The following is a 17,842-nucleotide window of genomic DNA, read 5'->3' as shown; positions in this document are numbered from 1 at the left end:
CACTGAAATGCTGGTGGCTGCTAGGTCCGCTTCGAAGCGCGCCCTCAGTGCTAAATAATCGGTCTCTTCGCCCTAAGTGATCGCTGTGCGCGTACCTGTCGACAAACAGAGGTGAAGCTGAGCGATCCGGCGGAGGAGTGGGTGGGCGGCAGCGATTTGCATGAGAACGAGAGCGGGGTGGTTGGTTGCTTGGTGTGTGCCCTCGCGCATTACAGAATCATGCGGTGGACGCTCCGTCCGACTAACTTTCGAACTCAAGTGTTGAAGCAGCCAGGAAGAAGCGCGTCCAATTAGGCTCCGTGTCTGCTGTGCCTGAGCGTGGCGGACAGACAGGTGGCAGGTAGATAGGAGCTACCCCGAGGTTAGGAGTGTGAGCATGTGTGCATCGAGATCGGGGCGTCAGCTGGACAATCCGTGCGCTAAGTGGGAACAGCGCTTGTGTATGCTGGAGGGCTCAATGTCACGTCCTGCGCTCTTGCTCTGTTCATCGCTCCTGGCGCTAGCGCTGTTGCTAGGGGCTGCTCCCAGCTCTGCCCAAAAGGGGGCGAACATCGGTCAGCTCACGCAGCAGCTCAAGGGGACCGACGAGCGAGTTCGCACGCAAGCAGCGTTGGCTCTTGGAGCATCGGGGGATGAGGGGGCAGTCAAACCTCTCTGCGAGTCGCTGAGTGACACGAGCGGCACTGTGAAAGTCGCTGTAGCAGCAGCGCTCGGAAAGCTAGGTAAATCCTCAGCTCTCCCCTGTCTTCAGAAGGCGGAGAAGCAAGAGACGTCTGCGTCAGTAAAGACTCAGCTGCAGAAGTCGATTGCGTTGATCAAGAACGGTGGAGTCCCGACTCCTCCACCTCCAGGTCCCGACACGAAGTTCTATGTCGCGATCGAGATCTCGAACAAGAGCGGAAGGCCCGCCGCAGAGATTGAGGCGATGGTTCGATCAACGATGCAAGCGAAGGTCTTGGCCAAACCGGGTTACGCCGTCGCTCCAAAAGGCGAGACACTCGCGCAGGGCGGTAAGGTTGTGAACGGCGACAAGAAGCTGAAGGGCTTCTATCTGATCGCAACTGTCGAACCCCCCGTGTACTCCGGCGGGAACCTCACTCAGGTTGTTCGTGTGAGCATGTGGACGTATCCAGGCAAAGCACTTCAAGGGGAGTTCGCACCGAAGCTCACGCAGAGCGATACTCCCTCGGCTGACAAGGAGAGCGAGAACGTGCTCATGAAAATGTGCATAGAAAACGCCGTTGAGACGTTTCAAAAAGTGGTGGCATCACTTTGAGCCGCTATGCCGATAGATCTCGGGGACACCATCTCATACCGTGTGTGCTCCCGCCGTAGACTTTGGATTTTCGCCAAGCACTGAGTACCGAACCGCAGAGGATCCTATGAGTGATGCTTCGAGCACGGTCGCGCATCCGCAGTACCATCGCAGCGCGAGGAACTACCTGCTTGATAGGCGTTTTCAGCTCAAATATGCCGGGATGTTGGCGGGGATCGCTGCAGCGCTTTCACTCGCACTAGGGATTATCCTATGGCGCACCAGTTCGGAGATCATCCGTCAGAGTGAAGCCGCTGTTGCTCAAGGAAAGCTGACGGTCGCGCAGGGACAGGAGACCGTGAAGCGTCACCAACAGGCGATCGAACAGAGTCGCATTGCGAGTGACATCGTCAAGATGAACATCGCCAAGGAGTATCGCGATTACCCCGAGCTTGCGAAGATCTTCGAGGAAGACACCAAAGGCAAAGAAGAGAAGCTGACGGATGATCAGAGCAGGTTGACACGAGATGCTGAAACTCTTGCGCAACAAGCCGCTGACCTAGAACGTCACGCAGGAGAGGTTGCGCAGCAACAGCGCACTTTTCTGAGTCTTCTCGTCGTCGTCTTGTCACTGTTGGTCGTTGGCATCGGGCTTGCGGGAATTGTCTTCACCCACAAGGTTGCTGGTCCAATCTTCAAGATGAAGCGACTTTTGCGACAAGTGGGGGAGGGGCAGCTCCTCGTACGGGAGCGGCTGCGTAAAGGGGATGAACTGCAACACTTCTTCGACACGTTCGAAAAAATGGTCGATGACCTTCGTGCCAGACAGCAGGCTGAGATCGCCAAGGTCGATGTGATCCTTGAGAAGATTGAGGCTAGCGAGCTTGAGGCTTCTCAGGATGGGATAACCCTCCTCAAAGAACTGCGTCGTGACATGAGGCAGCAGCTCGATGGATGAACTGCGCTTCGCGAGGAACGGTGGGAGCGCAGGTAAGACTCAGATCAGAAACCAGGATTTCTGCTGAGAAGTGGAGCTGCATTGTCACATCGGGAAAATTTTGCAGGGAAGTGCGGTCGCAGGTTGACGAGCAGACGTCCTGACCGTGAGCACTTCACGAGTGTGTGCTTCATGGGCTCTGGTGTCAGAAGAGGCTAGGCCCCGCCTAGCGTGCATCAAGCGCGCCGGCTGAGATCGACAGGCGATGGCTCAACATCGACTCGACGGTGGCGCGGGGGCACCGTGGGGCCATGAGCGGTTCCCCGGGGCCCTCACGCAACATAGTCAACGAAGATCCGCAGAAGAGCTTGACGCTTTGGGCGCACGGAGGAGCGCCGTAGCCAGCTAAAAGCCCTAGTGCTTCTGCTGTTTTCGCAAGGAAGCCGGGAGGATGTTTCGATTTTCAAGCGTCAAAGCGCCAGAACCGACTGCAAATCGGCGACCAGACATTCAGAACGCAGCTTTAATGTATTCGATCGTTGCGGCATCCGGTTGGAAGTGAACCGCTGCCACATCGAAACGCATTCTCGTCACTTCGGAAATGCGTGAGAATGAACGTTCCCATAATATCGTTCCAGCTCTTCGGAGCCGCGCACGTTTTCTTGAGTCGATGCTGTCCAAGGGGCGCACATACGAACCGGGTCCTCGGGTGCGGACCTCGATAATCGCAATTACGTGCTCATCTTGTGCAACGATATCGATCTCAATCCGACCGACTCGAATATTGCGCCCCAAGATCCTTAACCCGTTAGCAGTCAGGTGCTCAGCGACGATGCATTCTGCACGAACACCTAACTGCTGATACGGGGTCGTCAAGGTGACAGACGGTGCACGTCTCTACTGAGCCAGCTGACCGGCGCAGGCTGAGTCAAGTCTCCCAGCTACGCTACCACACGACCCGTTAGCGTCGGCGCTGTCGTAAGTCGTGTCGCGCTTGATGCAATATTTGCCGGTGATCAGAGGATCGCCAAGTCCAACATCGCGACGAATTTCTGAGCACTCAAAGCCATCTGGGCACTCACAGAAATTGAAATTTTCGTCCTCGGGGTTGTTCGAGCCCTCTGCTGCGCCACAGCGACAAGAGCAGTAGACGGCCGCTTCGGCGTTTCTCGAACCGCACTGCCCGCATACGGGAGCTGCAACAGGGGTGTTGGTACCAGGTACGCAGCAGGCTTTTCCTTCGTTATCCGTACCCGCCTCAGCCGTTTGGCAGCCGTTGGTCGGGTTGAAACACACATATGATCGACAGACCTGCAACCCTCCGTCGCCTTCTTCCTCGCAGATCCAGTTGCCCGTGGCACCTCCCGGACAATGACTGCTGTCTGAGCACCCGCAGATCTTACGAGTCGGATCGCAAACACCGCTGGGGCAGTCTGCGTCACTATCGCACTCGGGAGCGTAGACCGCTGCTTGGGTGCAAGCCTCGTCCACCTGGCAGCTGGTGTTGCCACCGACCTCTGTCCCACCGTCAGCAGGGTCGCACGCTACAGGTGCCGCTTGACCCAGTGGGCAGCTCGAGCGTCCCTGGAAGTGGTTCACCAGGCAGATACGGGTTTGGCACTGAAACGAGCGAGACTCGATGTTCTCCTCGGTCACCTTGAAGCCGGCAAACCCTGGATCGTACTCATCCTCCGGGATGCACGGATCTCCAACACCACCGCTTTGGCAGGCCAGTGGGAGGCTGCCTACGATGGCGACGCTGAGGAGGCCGAGCAAGCCGGACACAATCGATCGAGTCATCAGAACGTGCTCCTTCGGCGGCAGGACGCGCCTCCAATCGGAACTTGAGACTTGCGGAGGCGAGCAGACGCCCAGCTCTGGGGATCTGCTGGCACAACGTCAGCGGACGGACGCTATCGAACCGGCGCCGGACCGTCAACAGCCCGATGCGGGGAACTTTACGCTCTCAGGACCTGCGGTGCTGCGGAGCTCCGCAGGTGATGAAGCGGTGAACGTACCAAAGACAGCCTCGCGCCAGGTGTCATCGTCACCAGTGAGTCAGCTGTGGCCCGAGGGCACAGCCTTGACAAGGCGAGCTGGGCGTTACTACCATCCGCAGCCACGCGTAAGTATCCGTTGATTCTCGTTGGTATTTTCGCTCAGAGCTGGGTCTCTTGCCGGTAGATCAAGCGCATGTGACGCGGTCACATGCAAAATGTCTCCAGAGAGCGCACGGGGCGTTCTCCTCACCTACCGAAGCCAGATGCGAGGTCCGGATGCGTACGCTGCCGAAAGCGAGGAACTGACGATGCGGAACCGGGTGGCGAGTATCTGCCTTGTGGCCTCTGCCCTCCTTCTATCTCCGGCGCAGGGACAGGCGCAGCCTCAGAAGAAGCCTGCGGCGGCCGAGAAGGCTGATGTCAAGAAGGCTGCCGAGGAAAAGCCGCAGGAGATCGACCTCGATGAGGGGGCGGCGGAAGAGGGACCAGTTACTGCTGGCCAGATGACTGAAGAGGCCGCTCAGGCCAAGAGACTGTTCGACGCTGAGCGATGGAGCGAAGCGGCGCTCATCCTGAAGCGGGTCGTCGATGGTGACACCGGAGATGATGAGGGAAACAAGCAGATAGCCCAGTATCACCTGGCCATCGCCTTGTATCGTCTTCAGTTCTATCAAGCCAGCTATGCGATCTTCTCTCAGGTCGCGGATAAGCCGAATCATCTTAAGTTCAATGAGACGCTGTTGTGGCTGTCGAAGCTAGCCACTCAGCTTCCAGAACCCGCCGACATCATCGAGCGAGTCGGAAAATATAAAACCGAACAGGTTGCTCGGTTCAATAATCCGCAACAGCGGGATCTGTACTGGCAGCTCAACTACATGCTGGGCAGGTACAAGTATCGCAACAGAAATTACGAAGAGGCGATAAGCCTGTTCGATAAGGTTAATAATAAGAGCACCTACTATGTGCAAAGCCAATTCTTCAGCGGCATATCGTATGTGCAGTTGAGGAAATCGGTTCCTGCAGTCAAAGCCTTTCAGCGCATCATCCAGGCTCTGGACGAGGGGGTAGAGGGCGTAGAAGAGGAGGGACGCATGCGAGATCTAGCGTTCCTCTCCATGGCGCGCACTTATTACTCAGCGTCGGTGAGACTCGACGATAATAACATTCCGACCATCGATTCAACGCGACTCTCTGCTGCGGTCAAGTACTGGAATCGTGTCGACGTTGCCAGCGAGTACTGGCTTGATGCTCTCTTCGAGCAGTCGTGGGCCTATTTCATGGCGGGAATGTATCCGCAGGCTCTTGGAAACATCCACACGATTGAGTCTCCTTACTTCCCCAACTCGTTCTACCCGGAGGCGGACATTCTCAAGTCGGTCATCGCCTTCACGATTTGCCAGTACGATGACGCCACGACAGTCGTGGCGCGCATGAAGAAAAAGTACGAGCCGATCAAGAAAGAATTGGAGAGCATTCTCAATCGCTTCAAGGGCGAGGAGAGTGAGGAGAAGTTCTATCAATTTCTGAAAGATGTTCGTGAAGGAAAGGCCAATCTCTCTCCCACGATCAGGCCGATCGTTACGAATGCGCTGTCCGATAGGCAGCTGCTTCGTAATATCGAGTATGTTCGCGTCCTGAGTGAGGAGGAAGGCCGGTTCAAGAAGGCGCCGGCAAGCTTCCGAAACTCGCCTGTAGGCGCCGATGTGACGGATGCGCTTGATTTCGCGAGAAATTTGGCCGTTCGCAATGCTGGCACTCTGGCACGCGATAGATACCAACGATATCTGGACGAGCTCAATGAGCATCTCCGCGATTCATCGAAGATCCTGATCGATATTACGGCCGCTGAGCGAAACAAACTCGACCAACAGGTGGTGAGCGGCCAGCTATCGAAGGAGGAATCACAGGTCTTTGGAGTAGTGAAGCCTGATGAAGAGCACGTCCTCTGGCCTTTCAATGGCGAATACTGGCGGGACGAACTCGGCTTCTACAGGCAGGTCGTAGTCTCCAAATGTAGTAAGTGAAATGATGAGCGACAGGGACTGTCCCTGTGGGTGAGCTTCGAGCATGCGGATTGGCGCGGATCTCCATGGGTATCCGTAGCAGAGGGACGGAGATGAAGAAGCAATCGAAGAAGGGTGTGTTGCGCACGCTTCGTGCCTTGGCGGGGGCTGCCACGGTCGCCACATGTGCAATCGCGTCGACTCCGGCGAGTGCAGCTGATACCTGCGTTACGCAGGCTGCAAAGGATGCCCTGGCATCGTGCCCGGGAGGAAAACTTCAGGTCACGATGGGCAAAAAGCCTCAGGTGAGCTTCAAGTCGGCTCCCCAGGGCGTCAACCTAAAGAAGCGCGATGATCTGACGAAACCTACGAACCCGTCAGCTTCTCAGAGTTCCGCGCAGCGCGACGAGCGACGCAGTCGTCTTGCTCCCAAGGTACGCAGCCTGCTCGTTACAGAGATTCAAGGGTTGGAAGGCTTGTTTAGTTCCACCCCGAAAAATGCTCCTGATCGACCCAAGCTGATGCGTCGCTTGGCAGAGGGATACGTCGAGCTTGAGTCGGCGGCGTTCCGGGACAAGACTGAGAACTCCATCAAGGCAGATGAGGCGAAGCGAAAGAATCCCAAGGCTGCGACGGGTTTCAAGACCGAATCCGACAAGGCCGATAAGATTCTCGTCGCGGCTCGACAAGCAGCGATCAAATATTACACGTTGCTAAAGTCGCAATACCCGAAGTGGTGCCAATCATCCAATGCCGCTGACCCTGCCAAAAGTACGGGATGCACGGACGAGGTTCTGTACTACCTCGCGTATGAGTATGAACAGGCACAACAGCTCGATCAGGCTCGAAAAGTATACTTTGAGCTGATCCAAAATTGGCCGCAGTCGAAGTTCATTCCGAATGCTTACCTCGCATTCGGCGAACTCTTCTTCAATGAGGCCCAAGGTGACCCGTCTAAATGGGCACTGGCGGAGAAGTCTTACCTCGAGGTCACGAAATACCCTGCCCCTGACAACAAGGTATGGGGGTATGCGCATTATAAGTTGGGATACGTATACTGGAATCAGGGTGACTTTCCGCGGTCAATTAGCGAATTCAAGAAAACCATTGAGTACGGACAACAGTACTCACAGCTTCCGAATGCAGCCCAACTGGCTATCGCTGCGCGTCGGGATATCATTCCCGTTTACGCTCTAGCTGGCGATCCGAAACGATCTTTCGACTTCCTGCGCCCGCTGAGTGGTGACAGTGGAGGTGGCACGGACAAGACATTCAAGATGATGGATGATCTTGGACAGAACTATCTCGACACCGGCCACTACCGCGAAGGGATTGAGCTGTATCAAGATCTGATGAAGCGGGACAAGGGGCCGAAGTACTGTGTGTATCAAGGCCATATTACCGAGGCGACGCTCGCGATGAAGTCTGGAAACAAGGACAACATCATGGCGGAGCTGAATCGCCAACTTGAGGTCTATCAACAGTTCGAAAAAGAGGGGCACCCTGCAGATAATAAGCTCAAGTGCGCCAACATCACTGCAGGAGTGATTACCGAGACCGCAATGGCCTGGCATCTGGAAGCGGTCGGTTCAGGAGGGGTGCGAGGGACGGGCGACAAGAAGACAATGCAGCTGGCTGCGCAGCTGTATGACAAGGTCGTCACGAACTTCAAGCAGGATCAGTTTTCCAGATTCGAATTCCCACGAATCATTAAGGAGGATTGGCCCAATATCTTTAAAATCAAGTATGCGATGGCTGATCTTCTCTACTTCCAAAAGGACTGGGAGAAATGTGGCCCTGCATTTGATTCCGTAGTGGCTGAGGATCCAAATGGGTCGCAAGCGGCAGAGGCCGCTTATGCTTCGGTGCTGTGCTACCAAAACATCTATACAGAGAAGCATAAAGACGGCTCCGACCGTAAAGGTACTGGCAATCTGCCAACATCGGCCAGCGCCAAGACAGACAAGAAGGCCGTTGATAAGACCAAGTTCATCCCCAAAGAGTTTACAGACTCTCAGAAGGGGATGTTGACCGCTTTCAACCGCTACATCTGTTACATCAAGCCGCCTGAGACAGACAAAGAAGCGCAAGAGCAATACGTTGAGGTCAAGTTTGCTCGTGGTCGAACGTACTTTGAGTCTCAGCACTGGGAGGAGGCTGCGCTTGCCTTCCGTGACGTGGCGATAAACCATTCTGATAAAGACGTGGGGATCTTCGCGGCGCAACTCTATCTGGAGTCGGTAAACATACTTGGTGCCAACATGGATCCTCCAAGGCCATCTTGCTACGAGGACATGGCGCAAGACGTTCCGGTCTTCATCGACAAGTATTGCACTGGTGGCAAAGAAAAGAACAACTCAGAACAGTGTGGAATCCTCCTTCGCATTCAGCGCGATATCGAGAGGCTCCGGGCGGAGAAACTCGTAGAGAAGGCCGATAAGACGGGCGGCCCAGAGGCCCTGAGGGACTACGAGAAGGCTGCAACCGCTTACATGGACCTGTGGAAGAAATACAGTGAGAAGGCGTGCGAGGCGAAAGAGCCCGCATGCGAACGCGCGGAGGAGGTGCTTTATAACGCTGCACGCTCATTCCAAGCGGCCCGGCTCATCATGAAGTCGATCGCGGCGCGTCGAATTCTCATCGATCCTAAGTACAACCTTCACAACACGGAACTCGCCAAAAAGTCCATCTACGAGATTGGTGGCAACTACCAGGCCATCGCCGTCTACGACGAAGCGGCGAACTGGTACGAGCGTTTCGCCAGAGAAAATCCGAAGATGGAGAAGGCTGCAGAAGCGCTACAGGACTCTGTTGTCTTGCGTCTTGGGCTTGGACAAGAGGATCAAGCAATCAAAGACGCAGATCTCTTCAACAAGAACTATGGAAGCGCTAAGCCGGCGCAAGCTGCACAAATTGCATTCGCGATTGGTGCTCACTATCTAGATAAAGAGGACTGGGACAACGCGAGAAAGCGTTTGCAGTCTGCGATGGCGCAGATTGACAGAAACGCAACTTTTGACGTCCAAGTTCAAGCTCACGCCATGCTGGGTCGGGTCTATGTTCAGATCAAGAATCCGTCTCAGGCGGTGAATGAGTATAATAAGGTCCGAGGTTACTGGAAGAATCCAGATGATGGTCGCAAGAGACTGGATGCGATCGGAGGCGACGAAATGGAGAGGGATCGCCGGCTCGGCAAGGTCCTTCTTGCAGTAGGAGAGGCATACTTCTTCTTCGCTGAGCAAAAGCGAAAAGACGTCGAGAAGTTGCGATTCCCTGAGTACAAGGGTTCTGGGACGCGAGAGGACGTACTGAAGCACGTCCAGACGAAGGTGCTCGATTGGGTGAAGAAGAAGCGCTCGGCGATTGAAGAGACGGAGAAAGAATATCTGAAGGTAGTCAATCTTCAGCCCTCCCCGCCTCCGCGCTGGGTCATCGCCTCCGGTTCGCGTGTGGGACAGATGTGGAGCAAGTTCGTCGCAGAGTTTCGTGCAGCGCCCATTCCTAAGGAATGGAAACAGAGTGGTCCGATTCCGGGGCTTGCCGACCTGACCTGGGACGATCTGCGGTTGACCTACTACAATAGCCTTGACGAGGCGAGCGAGCCCCAGAAGCAGCAAGCGAAGGCGGCTTATAAGACCTGCCTCAATTACTCAGTGAAGTGGCAGTACTTTGATGAGTATTCGCGTGCATGCGAGGTATGGCTATCCAAGTCGTACCCTGCCGAGTTTCACCTTGTCGATGAATTCCGTGGTTCACCGTCTCGCATGAGTTCCGGACTGAGCGAACGCTCTGCACCGCTGAACCTCGATGGCTCTCCTTTCCGAGATGTGGGGGCTACCGCGGCAACTGATGCGCCAAAGGGTGGCAGCCAGCCGGCAGACCAGGCAGCCGAGAAGAAGTGAGGAGGTTGCTATGAGAACGTTGGCCACTATCACCACGATTCTTGGTGTGGCGTTTGCTATTGGATGCGGTGGCGGAGGTGCGACGTCGGCGCCTGCCAAAGACGCTGCTGGCAAGGGAGTCATCGATGGCAAGGGGAACGCCGTTTCCGTAGAGGCTGCGAATAAGTTCAAAGCAGGTCTACAGGCGATTGCGCAGCATGACAGAAGCAATGATTGGAATGATGGCGCGTGCCAGTCTACGGCTGACCTCTTTCTGACTGCAGCAAAAGAGCAGGGCGATAGAACGTTCTCGGAAGCGCTATACAACGCAGGCCTAGCGTATCAGCGGTGCAAGAAAGACGCTGATGCGAAGAAGACGTTCGAAGAGGTCCTCCAAAAGGATCCAAAGTTCCATCCTGCAAGAGTGCAGGTGGCGCTCTACAACTTTGCGAGCTCCGGCGAGAAAGATGTAGACCGTGCGATCGCCGAAATGAGGCAGGCTGCGGTAGTCGATGCGCAGTACAAAAACGTAGAAGCTTTGGTCCATCTCGCGCTCCTTTATATGAGGCGCGGAAACAGCGTCGCTGATGGCGACGGGCCAAATGATTTCCAGAGGGCGAAGCGCTTCATACAAAGTGCATTGGCCGTCGATGACGGTTTCATGCCGGCCTTCAATCAGCTCGCCATCTATTATCTCGAGAGTGCGAAACAGAAGGCGGGTCGTTCCACCGGGAAACGAGTGGCCGCGACTGCGGGGGCCAAGGAGAAGAAGGTCGATACACAGGCTCTTGAGCTTGCGCACCTCGTTTGCTCGCAAGCCATTCGGAAGAATGCGAGCTACGCTCCCATTTTCAATACCTTCGGCATGATCTATGTCGAAATGGGTAATTTGAACAATGCGGTCGGTTCATTTAACACCGCACGGAGTCTTGACCCATCGTTCTTTGAAGCACAGATGAACTATGCAGCAGTGAATCTACAGTTCAGAGGCTACAAGCAAGCGGAGGATGCGTATCGGGGGGCGCTGAAGATCCGCCCGAGCGATTACGATGCGCATCTCGGCTTGGCCTTGGCACTGAGGGGACAGATTGACGACGCCAACTTTGATAAGATGGTGGCGGCTGCAAGCGCAGAATTGGACTCTGCGAAGAAGATCGCTCCTGATCGAGCTGAGGCCTACTATAACGAAGCCATTCTGACTCAAGAGTATAAGGCTAAGGCAGGAGGTAAAGAGGCCGAGCCGGTCTTGTTGCAAGCGAAATCGCTTTTCGGTCAGTTTGTCCAGAAAGCAGGCAGTGCTGCCGAATTCGCAGATACTGCGAAGCGTGCGAAGGAACGGATGGAGGAGATCGATCAGATCATCACGTTCAACCGCCAGACTGCTGAAGAGCAGAAGCGAGCAGAAGCGGAAGCCAAGCAGCTCGCAGCGGAGCAAGAGGCCGCGGCGGAAGCGACAGGTGAGACTCAGTAACCAACGTTCTTGGTGGTGCTTTGGTCGAGCAGGCCTTTAACAGAATACCGACAGAGGGTTGAAAATGATCTCTCGACGATTCATCGCTGCGTTGTCTTTTGCTGTCCTATCGACAAGTCTGGTATCTGCTGCGGAGGCTCAGGGGCAGGCGAAGAAAGACGACGGCTATGGCTACGAGTTTTCGGATGACCCTTTGAGCGCGGGCGGTTTCGGTCCGAACGATGCGACGATCCGGGTGAGACCGGGTCCTGTGAGAACGACACTCATCAGGCCTCGCATAACGTTCATCCCCGAAATGCTAAAATCGGTTGAGAATTTGTGAGCGTTTTGGGAGGCGGTTGGGTGGTCTCGTTCGAGGGTCGTTGTATGCCGACGGATGACCTGCACCATCCAACTGCATCCTCAGAAGGACCTGATTCAGACGGCCGGTAACGTTGCCCGGGTGAGCCCTACGTCGAGCTCACCATGGTTCATCTCGAGCTCAGCAGCCGGGAGAGCACTCAACTCGAGGAGATCTTCCAGACCACAACCGACCGCCGCTTCCACAATCGGGTTCAGGCCATCCTGATGACTCATCGGGGCCGCACACGGCTACAGATCGCGGCCGATCTGCTGGTGGACGAGCGTACGGTGCGACGTTGGCTCGCGGCTTGGCGCGACAAGCGACTTGAAGGCCTTCGAATCCGCTGAGCGCTCGGAGCGACCGCGCGGATCCGTAGGCCGCTTGTGACAGAGGTCATCGAGTGGGTTCGCCTTGGACCTCTGGCGTGTTGCCTGAATCGGGCCAACTGGACCAGTGCAGAGCTGGCGCAGCACCTGTGGAAGACCCACGGCGTTGACGGATACGGTCCTCCCATAGACGAACACCTCGAGTGACTGCCAAGGTGCTCCCTTGGCGTCGGCTTGCAGCCCTGGCGCTGGCAGTTTGACCCCTCGCACCCGGGGTCTTCCCATCTGGCCCGGTTGTCGAGGTGGCGGGGCTGCATAGATGGCTGCATCCAGGCGCGACCGACCCACGACGGTCACGTTGGCCGGTCGATGCTCGACGAGCAGGTGATTGCTGTAGGCGCCATCGCCGAGCACGACGAGAGCACGGTGGGGCACCGCTTTGGCAACGAGCGCGACGAGCTCGGCTCCAAGCTCGGGCATGGTGCGGTAGGTCGTCTTGTATCGCGCGCGCACTTTCTTGCTGCGATAGAGCCGAAAGAACACAGGCAAGCAGAAGATCTTGTCGAACAGCCGCACGGTGATACCGAGCACGACCCACAGGTGGCCCCAAGAGAAGACCGGCCGCACCTTGGTCGAACGCAGTGGATCACGATGCATCGACGCGAAGGCGACGGTCTTTCCGGTACGTCGTCCCAGCGTGTCGTCGAGCGCCACCACCAGCGGCAGGTCTTTGGTCACCCGCAGGTCGATGCGACGCACGAGCATCAAGCCAAGCTGGTCGAGTCCCCATCTGGCCTTGGAGAAGAAGCGGTGAAAGCTGCGGATGTGCTTCCACTGCGTGGCATTGGCCGCCCGCACGGCCATGGTGACGGTATGTCGACCGAGCGCCAAGACCCAGCCGCACGCCAGGACCTGGAAGGTGCGGAAGGTGCGGGCGGTGAACAGCGACGCGAAGGGTTGCAGCTGCGCGAGGAAGCTACCTACGATCACCATGTCCGGCACGGGGACCTCCAGTGCAAGGTGGTTGGGTTGCACCCCTCCTTTGCTGAAGAGTCCTCCGTGCCGGAAGCCTTTTGGCACCTCGAAAGAGGCGAATCTTTCTAGAGAAAAAGCGGGCTACGAAGGAAGCTGAGAGACTCGCTGGCCCGCTCTGCAATCGACGAGAGCGGCGTCAAAAGTGCCCAAGTCGAGACTAGTACTACAGTTGCACTTGGCTCTTGGCGGTGATCATGCATGGTCACCCATCCCTCGAAGGCATCGAATGACACGCGGGGTTGCCCGGACGCCACCCTACTGCACGCACCGGCGGCCTTGACCACGGTCTGGGACAGCGCTTGGTCACAGCTGCTCAAGCGCGTGGGCGTGCATTTCTCGCGTTCTGATGTGCGGACTCACGCTGGTGCTTACCTCAAAGGCTTGCTCAGCCTGGTGGAAAGAAAGAATGGCTGGCGGCTCGCGGAGGTCGTCGGCGACCAGACGCCCTATGCATTGCAGCACGTGCTGGGTCGAGCGCGTTGGGATGCTGATGCGGTCCGAGACGATCTACGTGGCTACGTCGTCGAGCATCTCGGCGATCCAAGCGGTGTGCTCGTGATCGACGAGACGGGATTCCTCAAGAAGGGCACGCACTCGGCGGGCGTACAACGCCAGTACAGCGGGACGGCGGGGCGTATCGAAAACTGCCAAGTTGGTGTCTTCCTTGCTTCCGCCACACCGCACGGTCATACCTTCATCGATCGCGCTCTGTATCTACCTGCGTCGTGGCTCGACGACCGCGGTCGATGCGAGCGCGCCGGGATCCCTGCGGATGCGACCTTCGCGACCAAACCGCAACTGGCCTTGCAGATGCTCGAACGAGCGCTGGACGCTGGGGTAACCGCTTCCTGGGTCGTCGGAGACGAGGTCTACGGTCAAGACAGCAAGGGTATGACGGTGGCTGGAAGAGCGCCGGCAACCGTACGTGCTTGCAGTGTCCAGTCAGCATCGCATCTGGAGGGACTTTCGACGGCTCAAGCTCAGCGAGCTGGTGGACCAACTTCCTGCCAGGGAATGGCACCGTCTCAGCGCTGGCAATGGTTCTAAGGGACCACGATGGTACGACTGGGCGTACGCTTGTTGTGAAGGCCCGGAGCCCAAGTCTTGGCAACGCGGCATCCTATTCCGTCGCAGCGTCACGGATCCGCCGGATGTTGCTTTCTACGTGGTAGGAGCAATCGCCCCAATCCCACTCAAAGCGCTCGCCTGTGCGGCCGGCAGCCGTTGGACCATCGAGGAGAGCTTTGAAAGCGCCAAAGGCGAGGTCGGTCTCGATCACTACGAAGTGCGCAGTTGGACCGGATGGTATCGCCACGTCACCTTGGCGCTTTGGTCCCATACCTTCCTGACGGTCCAGCGAGCCGCTGCAGACGCCGAAGCGCCGAGAAGAAAAAAAGTCCGCTTCACCGGCTCACGACGCTCCGCTGATCCCGTTGACGGTCCCCGAGGTCCGACGTCTGCTCTGGTGGCTCCATTGGAACGCGCCTCCTGAACCAGACGCCGTGCTGCGATGGTCGTGGTGGCGCCGCCACCATCAAGCGATAGCCCGCCGCTGCCATTATCGACGCCGAGGAGCACGGTCTGCGTAGGTACAACTGTAGTACTAATGGCGAGCGTTGCTACCGTGCCTGTCAAATACCCGGTTGGACCGGATAGGATAGCCATGCTGCTGCGTCGACGATCTCTTTGGGCCATGCATCCCCGAAAGTCTATGCGCGGACCGGGCGCTAGAGCGGCGGCCCAGATGGTTTGGTACGAGGATAGGCGTACGCCGCGCGATGCCCGAACCATCCAGCCGCATCCGTTGAAGAGATGCTGCCCAGCGCTTGGCCGAGGGCCTCGTAGACATCAGCCGTCGTACGAGGACCTTCCGCTCGGATGAAGTGTTTGATCTTAGAGCCTGCCTCCTCGACGGGACTGAGATCCGGTGAGTAGGGCGGCAAGATCCAGTAGTGAGCGCCGCAGTCATGAACGGCTTGGCGCACGCTGCGCATTCGGTGGGAACCAAGACCATCGGCGATGACGACATCGCCTGGGTGCAGTTGCGGAGCGAGCTGGGTACGAACGTACGTTTCGAAGGTCACGCCGTTCGTCGCACCTTCAAAGGCCAAGGGAGCCACGATGCCTTGCAGCGACAATCCGATGGTCAGCGTGATGTTGGGATCGGTTTTGGCCGGAGCATGTCCGCAAGCCCGTTGCCCCTGCTGCGCTCGACCATAGCGTCGTGTTTGCCCGAGGTTCACCCCAAACTCGTCGATGAAAATCAGTTTGGTGGGGCCATGCCGACGCGCGCGGCGCCGAAACGCTTGCCTCGCTCGTTGAACCGGAGGCCGGTCTTGTTCGCTGGCACGTAGTGTCTTTTTTTTCGGACGAGCCCGGCTCGCTTCAGCGCCCGCACCATGACGGAACGACTCACATGGCTGTGCGTTTCGGCCTCATATAGCGCGATGTACTCGTCGATCGTTCGGTCGTTCTGGGCCGAGACGAGCATGCGCAAGAGCTTCAGGCCGTCTTCTCCAATGCTGGGGTCTGGGCCTCGTTTGGTCTGAGGCGTCGGGGAGACATTCCCCGTGCGTTTCCGCCGCGTGATGTAGCTCTGGACCGTGTTTGGAGCGACGTCGAACAGGGAGGCAAGCTCGCGCACGCTGCCCTCGCCGCGGTCGTAGGCATCCAGAATGCGTTGGCGGAGCTCGATCGGATACGGACCCATCCTCCGGCCAGAAGCATCACCCGTACCAGGCCATCCGGGATGCCGCTCTAAAAAGAATCAAGTTGGCCTCAACTGCCCGATGGTACTCCCGCTGAGCCCGTTGATAGATTTCGAGGTCTGGCGTCTGCTCTGTGGGCACCACTGAAACACGCCTTCTGAACTAGATGCCATACTGCGATGACGGTGGTGTCGTTGGCACACCATCAAGCGATTGTTAATCAATAGCATCAACGCCTATGAAATGCACGAGTCGCGTCGGCACAACTGTGATGCTGCAGCGAGGGCAGGGCCAGTGATTACAGAGCGTTTCGACGAAATTTGATGCGTCTCCTGCACTCCTCCCTAGAGATTGCCATCGCGCGTGTATTCGTGTCGCTAAACTTAACTCCCCTTGAGTCTCGCCCCACAGGTGCGCTCATGATTAGCGGCCTGGTTCATGGTTCGGGGGCTCACGCTGCGCGACACTCGCCCACAGGATGCCCTATCGCCCGATACTTGGCGATGTCCACAGAGAGTGCACGTCTGAGTCTAGGATCTGCCCCTAGACTTCTGCGCATGGCTCCGCCTATCCTCGCGACGCCGCGTGACGTCTTCGAAGCGACTTCCCCCTGGCTGTTCTTTGGTTCGTGGTCAGAAACTGCGAGCCAGCATGTGGTGTCGACTGGAAGGGGGCTCGCTGTGGGAGTGCCTTTCCCCGAGGGAGGCTCTCAGACATCGGGACGTTGATCTGTGGGCTCTCCTGGCAAGCCACCATCGCGAGTGCGCTGTGCCGTTCAAAGAGGCTCAGAGGGTCCGAGACGCGCCGGAGCAGACTTCCCAGTCTCTAAGAAGAGAGCTGCATCAGGAAGAGAGCTGCATCAGGCACACGCGATTTGTGCACATCCAGAAGTATGGAGCGGCCATGCCCGCGGCGCTGGAAAGGTGAGATCGATGAAGGTTGGAGTAGTTGCGATAGCTGGTCTGATAGCAGCAACCGCTTGGGGCGGCCTCGGATGCAGTCGTCATCGTCAGGAAGCGGTAATTTTGGCAAACGCAGCCGACAAGGAAGTGACCGTCAACCCCGAAGGGGCTGCTAACAAGTACGACCAGGCGACGAAACTGGACCCGACCAACCACCGAATCTTCTTCAAGCTGGCGATGGCCTATAAGAAGCGAGAAGAGTGGGACAAGACAGCATCGACCCTGAGTCGTGCTACCCAGCTCGCACCCAAATTCGCGAATTATTGGTTCGAGCGCGGTTGGGCTCTCGAGCAACAGGCGAAGAAAAAGACGATTTCCTACGAAGAGGCTAAAGAGCCCTATCAGAAGTGCATTGAGAACGATCCAAACTTCGCTGATTGCTACTCTCAGCTAGGAAACGTCAATCTCTGGACAGATGATGAGCAGAAGGCGCTGGAAAACTTCACGAAAGCCGTGGAGCACAATCCCAGTGAGGTGCGATACTATTCGCAGCTTGCCGACCTCTATATTCGCCTCGGGTATCTCCAAGAGGCAGAACAAGTGCTCAAAGAGGCAAAGTCAATGGCCAAACAGGGAGACAAGTATCTCTTCGGGGTGCACAACCTGTTGGCCCAAGTTCTACAGGAACGCAATGACCTAGCGGGCATGGTTTCAGAGCTGGAAGCCGCGAAATCCGTTGCTCCGGCAGAGGGGCCAGAGTCTGTGCTCATCCTATGGAGCCTCGGAAGCACATATGCGAAGCTGGAGCCACCGCGTAAGCAAGAGGCAATCCAGATGTTGAAAGGCTTCTCCAATCGCGCCTGCAAAGGCTCCAAAGCGGCAGTTTACAAGACGGAGTGTGAAACCTCCAACTCGTTGCTGGCAAAGCTAGGCGGTCAGGGAACTTGAACGCACACGCTGTTCCTGAAGAGTTTGTAACAA

11 protein-coding genes and 1 pseudogene are annotated in these 17,842 nt (G+C 57.0%); 8 read left to right on the top strand and 4 right to left on the bottom strand.

Going from position 1 to position 17,842, the window contains the following annotated elements:
- Positions 1–442: 442 nt before the first annotated feature.
- Positions 443–1,276: a HEAT repeat domain-containing protein gene (locus tag CMC5_RS28730; RefSeq protein WP_082362892.1), complete on the top strand. Its 834-nt coding sequence runs from the start codon at positions 443–445 to the stop codon at positions 1,274–1,276.
- Positions 1,277–1,382: 106 nt separating this feature from the next.
- Positions 1,383–2,213 (top strand): methyl-accepting chemotaxis protein, encoded by an 831-nt coding sequence (locus CMC5_RS28725; protein WP_050433391.1) that lies wholly within the window; start codon positions 1,383–1,385, stop codon positions 2,211–2,213.
- A 489-nt stretch (positions 2,214–2,702) separates the two neighbouring features.
- Here CMC5_RS28725 and CMC5_RS49240 read toward each other — a convergent pair whose 3' ends face one another.
- On the bottom strand, positions 2,703–3,068 hold the full coding sequence (locus CMC5_RS49240) for a YraN family protein (RefSeq protein ID WP_082362891.1): 366 nt from the start codon (positions 3,066–3,068) through the stop codon (positions 2,703–2,705).
- Between the two features lie 1,432 nt (positions 3,069–4,500).
- Between CMC5_RS49240 and CMC5_RS28720 the strand changes: the two genes are divergently transcribed.
- The 4 genes from CMC5_RS28720 to CMC5_RS49235 all read left to right on the top strand — a co-directional run bounded on the left by CMC5_RS28720 (position 4,501) and on the right by CMC5_RS49235 (position 12,237).
- Positions 4,501–6,216, top strand: coding sequence for a tetratricopeptide repeat protein (locus CMC5_RS28720; RefSeq protein ID WP_050433390.1), 1,716 nt, complete (start codon positions 4,501–4,503; stop codon positions 6,214–6,216).
- Between the two features lie 92 nt (positions 6,217–6,308).
- Positions 6,309–10,097, top strand: a complete 3,789-nt coding sequence (locus CMC5_RS28715; protein WP_245677794.1) for a tetratricopeptide repeat protein — start codon at positions 6,309–6,311, stop codon at positions 10,095–10,097.
- A gap of 10 nt (positions 10,098–10,107) precedes the next feature.
- Positions 10,108–11,547 (top strand): tetratricopeptide repeat protein, encoded by a 1,440-nt coding sequence (locus CMC5_RS28710; RefSeq protein WP_050433389.1) that lies wholly within the window; start codon positions 10,108–10,110, stop codon positions 11,545–11,547.
- Positions 11,548–12,012: 465 nt separating this feature from the next.
- The gene (locus tag CMC5_RS49235; RefSeq protein ID WP_082362889.1) at positions 12,013–12,237 is read left to right on the top strand and encodes a helix-turn-helix domain-containing protein; all 225 of its coding nucleotides are present in this window, start codon (positions 12,013–12,015) and stop codon (positions 12,235–12,237) included.
- Here CMC5_RS49235 and CMC5_RS28705 read toward each other — a convergent pair.
- Positions 12,139–13,251 (bottom strand): IS701 family transposase, encoded by a 1,113-nt coding sequence (locus CMC5_RS28705; RefSeq protein WP_156338926.1) that lies wholly within the window; start codon positions 13,249–13,251, stop codon positions 12,139–12,141. The genes CMC5_RS49235 and CMC5_RS28705 overlap by 99 nt on opposite strands.
- A 198-nt stretch (positions 13,252–13,449) precedes the next feature.
- Here CMC5_RS28705 and CMC5_RS43230 point away from each other — a divergent pair.
- Positions 13,450–14,743: pseudogene (locus CMC5_RS43230) on the top strand (IS701 family transposase).
- 235 nt (positions 14,744–14,978) lie between these two features.
- On the opposite strand, the gene CMC5_RS28695 reads toward CMC5_RS43230, so the two are convergent.
- Together CMC5_RS28695 and CMC5_RS28690 are read right to left on the bottom strand one after the other, a co-directional pair.
- Positions 14,979–15,494 (bottom strand): transposase, encoded by a 516-nt coding sequence (locus CMC5_RS28695; protein ID WP_169796694.1) that lies wholly within the window; start codon positions 15,492–15,494, stop codon positions 14,979–14,981.
- A gap of 20 nt (positions 15,495–15,514) precedes the next feature.
- Positions 15,515–15,961 carry a helix-turn-helix domain-containing protein gene (locus CMC5_RS28690; RefSeq protein WP_050433385.1) on the bottom strand — a complete coding sequence of 149 codons (447 nt, stop codon included), beginning with the start codon at positions 15,959–15,961 and terminating at the stop codon, positions 15,515–15,517.
- A 930-nt stretch (positions 15,962–16,891) separates the two neighbouring features.
- On the opposite strand from CMC5_RS28690, the gene CMC5_RS28685 reads away from it, so the two are divergent.
- A complete protein-coding gene (locus CMC5_RS28685; RefSeq protein WP_245677793.1) occupies positions 16,892–17,809 on the top strand; it encodes a tetratricopeptide repeat protein in 918 nt (305 codons plus the stop codon).
- Positions 17,810–17,842: the final 33 nt, after the last annotated feature.

The organism is Chondromyces crocatus (assembly GCF_001189295.1).
Classification (GTDB): domain Bacteria; phylum Myxococcota_A; class Polyangia; order Polyangiales; family Polyangiaceae; genus Chondromyces; species Chondromyces crocatus.
The sequence above is the reverse complement of the archived record's forward strand: the minus strand, read 5'-3'. Positions and strand labels throughout refer to the sequence as shown.